The following is a 3,946-nucleotide window of genomic DNA, read 5'->3' on the forward strand; positions in this document are numbered from 1 at the left end:
ACGTCAGCGAGCTCAGGTAGGAGGTGCCACTCACCGTCCACACACTCGACCCGGCCAGCGTCACGATCACACCGTTGTTGACCACCTCGGCCGGCGTGTTGGTCACCACGCCGAGCTCCTCGTAGTTGGAGAAGTTGATGGTGCTGGCGTTGTGCTTCGCGGTGGAGGCGGAGATGATGCCGTTCACCTCGCAGTCGGTGAAGCTCAGCACCAGGTTCTGGCCCTCGATGTCGCCGTTGCCACCACCGAGGACCGAGTTGTAGAAGTCGCCGTTCAGCTTGATGGCGGTGAAGTCACCGGTGGCGTCATCGCTGTCCGCGGTGGTCGTGTCCCAGCTGTCGGACTTGGTCGCGGCGTCGGTCGGCTCGACGTAGTCGACCGTGTACTCCCTGCTCCACGGCTTGTCGGTGGCCGTCGTGCTGCCCGGGTTGTCGTTGTCCATCAACTGGTAGATGACGCCGGTGCCGGACTTGATGCTGGCGCCGTCGGAGCCGTCCACCGTGATCGAGGACTGGGCGGCCTTGGACAGGAAGGCCGTCTGCGCGGTGCGCAGGGCGGTCCGGCCGTCGATCGTCACCGGGCCGACGTCTTGCCACATGAAGCCGAACTTCCGCGACCGCAGGTAGCAGGCCCGGGAGAGCACCGAGTTGATGTCGTCCTTGGTCAGACCCAGGTCATAGGTGTTGTTGAGCTCCCGGACCGCCTTCTTGGTGGAGTCACCGTAGTGCGTGCCCGCCGCACCGAAGTTGATCATGATGTAGCTGCCGACGTTCATCCGAGTGCCGAGGAAGTGCTCGGTGACATCGCCGATCCCGTAGCTGCCGTAGCCGTCGGTCTTGACCGACTCCAGGGTGGAGTCGATGGAGACCAGGATGCAGTCGGTCCCCGAGTCCACCGAGAGGCAGCCCCAGTTGTCGACGGTGACGGTGGTGCCCAGGTACGTCGCCCGGGTCGAGTCGCCCAGCAGGTTGGTGGTCCGCACCGTGCCGTACATGCCCAGCAGCCATGGGCAGGTCATCATGAAGCTGGTGTCGCCGGTGTTCTCGTAGTCGTCCGGCAGGACGCCGTCCTTGCAGGACAGGTCGGAGTTCTTGACCACCAGCTGGCTGCCGCCGTCGGCGATCACGGCCGTCCGCACCACGCCCTTGTTGTGGATCTTGGTGTTCTCCACCCGCATGGTGGTGTCGGTCCCGGTGGCGTAGACCGCGGAGCCGTAGCCGATGAAGTCGAGGCGGCCGTTGCCGTGGTAGGCGATCTTGGCGTTGGCGATCCGGTAGTCGCCACCGGCCACGTAGATGCCGTTGAACGCCTCGCCGGTCGAGCGCAGCTTGACCCCGCGGGCGACCGAGTCGCGCAGCACGCCGCCCTGCACGGCGGAGAGCACCGAGCGATCGGTGTCGATGCCGTCGGCGTCGACGTAGACCGCCTGACGCAGCGGCCAGGTGCGGCTGTTGTAGGTGACGTCGTTGGCGGTGGCCACGTCCAGCACCACGCTGCCGCTGTAGGTGCCGGCGGCGATGTAGGTGGCGATGCCGTCGTCGGTGTAGAGGTCCTCGAGCGTCGAGCCGGTCTCCACCCCGTTGACCGTGAGCGACAGCGAGTATCCGTCGGGTACCGCGAGCGTGCCGCCGTCCTCGATCACGAGCTGGGAGAGCTCGGTGGTCTCGGTCAGGGTGACAGTGTCCCCGGAGGCGACGGTGAGGGTGTCATCGGCGGCGAACGCGCCGGCAGCCTTCGACTCGATGACCGGGGACCAGCCGACGAGACCGGCGGCGCCCAGGCCGGCGGCGGCGACAAGCAGGCCGCGTCGTCCGACGCCGCGGGCGGCCACGGAACCGGACGGCGACTCGGTGGTGGCAACGCCGCGCCCGGAGCGGAACGGACGCAAGGTGCGATCTGACATGGGTGCTTCCTCCATGGATCGGGCAGGCACGCGCCGGCCCTCGTGGATGGCGGACGTTGCCCGGAGCGCTCCGGACCACGCCCATGAGACGCCCATCACGTTAGAGTGTCGACAGAAGGAAGGTCAATGACTGAAGGCGACCTCACAGGAAAGCGTGTCGCCACCAATGTGTCGCACAATATGTCGACACAATCTCGCCGAGCGGCGGCACCGCGCGATGGGCACCGACGCTGGGTCTCGCCCGCCACGAGTCCGTCGGGTCGTGTCGAGCAGTGCCGCGAGCCTCGTCGGGTCACGGCGCCGCCCGCGTCGCGTCAGGAGAGGTGTGGCTTGACCTGCTCGGTGTAGATCTTCTCCAGGGCCGTGCGCAGTGAGCTCATCTCGCTGGCGACATCCTTGTGCTGGGTCAGGATGTTGGCGCAGTGGTTCGCCATCTCGATGTCGCCGCTGGGCAGGAAGACCCGGGCCCAATCCTGGCTGCGGGTCAGGTCGAGCTGCTTGATCGCGATCTCGGCCTGCGGCACCTTCTTCAGCAGCGCCGAGGTGTCGGCGGACTTGCGGATCGGCATGTAGCCGGTGCGCCGCAGACCGTGAAGACGGCGGTGGTCAGCAGCACCGATGAGGCCTCGCCGTCGGAGAAGAAGTCGAGGTAGTTGCCGAAGCCCACCTTGGTCGCGGTCAGCGAGCCGAGCGTCCAGTTCAGCGTCGAGTAGTACACGTTGACGATCAGCGGCCGATAGGTGAACGCCACGATCAGGATCACGTTCGGCGCCACGAAGGCGAGGAAGACCAGCCACTCCTTGAGCCGGCGTGCGGTCAACGGGCGTCGAGCCGCCCGGGGCGCGCGCACCGACTCCGACCCGAGACTCACGCTTCGGGAGTCAAGCAACCCGCCGTAGCGTGCAGGTGCGGTCCGACCGGCCGGGAGGCATCGGGTTGAGGAATCAGCGGTGAACGAGCCAGCGCGCCAGCAACGTGCCGTCGGTCTCGATCAGGCCGGCCAGCTCCAGCGGTACGTCGACCCCCGGGCCGCGCAGGATCCGCGGCCCGTCCCCGGCCAATAGGCGCGGCGCCAAGGTGTGGCACAGCTCGTCGACCAGGCCGGCGCGGACGAGGTCGCCGAGCAGGCTCGGCCCGCCCTCGCACAGGATGTGCGTCAGTCCGTCGGCGTGAAGCGCGGCGACCAGACGGGCGAGGTCGACCTCGGTCTCGCCGACCACGTAGACGTGCTCCTCGCCGAGCAGCGCACGCGCCTCGGCCAGCCCGGGCGCCGTCTCGACGGTGGCGAGCCGGATCGCGCCGCGACGAGCGCCGCGGGCCCGCTCGGGCACCACCCCGCGTCGGGTGACCATCACGATCGGCGGTTCGTCGGCGTCGCTCCCGGTGTAGCCCTCCACGCGAGCCGTGCCCGCGCCCACCAGGATCACCTCCGCGAGCGACCGCAGCAGCGCGAAGACGTCTCGGTCGGCGCCGGTGTTGACGGTGCCGCTGCGGCCGTCCGAGCCGGTCGCGCCGCCGTCGACCGAGCTGACCATGTTGGCCCGCAGCCACGGCAGCCGCGGCGGTCGGTAGCAGTCCCGCAGGCCTGCCGGCGTACTCGGGTCACCGCCGCCGACCAGCGCCCTCGACCGATCACCGCTCATACCTCACCACCCAGTAGCGCACCCCGTACGGTGCGTCGTCGTAGTCCACCCGGACCCGCTCCGTCCCGGTGAGCAGGTCGGCCAGCGCCGGCAGACCACCGGTGCTCGCCCACAGCTCGGCGGCGAGTGCGGGGTCGGCCGCGCGCAGGGCACCGGGGTCCGGGGTACGCAGCGCCTTGTCGAGTGCCGCGTCGAACTCGGCCGCGCGAGGGTCGTACGGTCCCGGGGAGGCGTCGGTGAGCCGGGCGCTGCCGTTGAGCACGACGACCACACCGGACTCGCGACCAGACACGGGAACGGGCTCGGGAACGGGCTCGGGAACGGGCTGGGGACCGAGGCCTCCGGCGGCGGCCTGGAGCGCGCGGACGACGCGCTCGCCCTGGGCGTCCGCGACGATCCG

The 3,946-nt window shown here is 69.3% G+C and carries 5 protein-coding genes; all 5 read right to left on the reverse strand.

The window, feature by feature from the left end:
• A partial coding sequence (locus QM638_RS05520; RefSeq protein WP_415140944.1) for a hypothetical protein occupies positions 1-1,903 on the reverse strand: 1,903 nt, incomplete at its 3' end.
• A 314-nt stretch (positions 1,904-2,217) separates the two neighbouring features.
• A complete protein-coding gene (locus QM638_RS05525; RefSeq protein WP_415140945.1) occupies positions 2,218-2,472 on the reverse strand; it encodes a hypothetical protein in 255 nt (84 codons plus the stop codon).
• Positions 2,433-2,774, reverse strand: a complete 342-nt coding sequence (locus tag QM638_RS05530) for a hypothetical protein (protein WP_415140946.1) — start codon at positions 2,772-2,774, stop codon at positions 2,433-2,435. The genes QM638_RS05525 and QM638_RS05530 overlap by 40 nt, the downstream gene beginning before the upstream one ends.
• A gap of 73 nt (positions 2,775-2,847) precedes the next feature.
• Positions 2,848-3,546 carry a dihydrofolate reductase family protein gene (locus QM638_RS05535; RefSeq protein ID WP_415140947.1) on the reverse strand — a complete coding sequence of 233 codons (699 nt, stop codon included), beginning with the start codon at positions 3,544-3,546 and terminating at the stop codon, positions 2,848-2,850.
• On the reverse strand, positions 3,536-3,946 hold a 411-nt coding region (locus QM638_RS05540), incomplete at its 5' end, for a hypothetical protein (protein ID WP_415140948.1). The genes QM638_RS05540 and QM638_RS05535, both read right to left, overlap by 11 nt.

This window comes from Nocardioides sp. (assembly GCF_047606145.1).
GTDB lineage: Bacteria > Actinomycetota > Actinomycetes > Propionibacteriales > Nocardioidaceae > Nocardioides.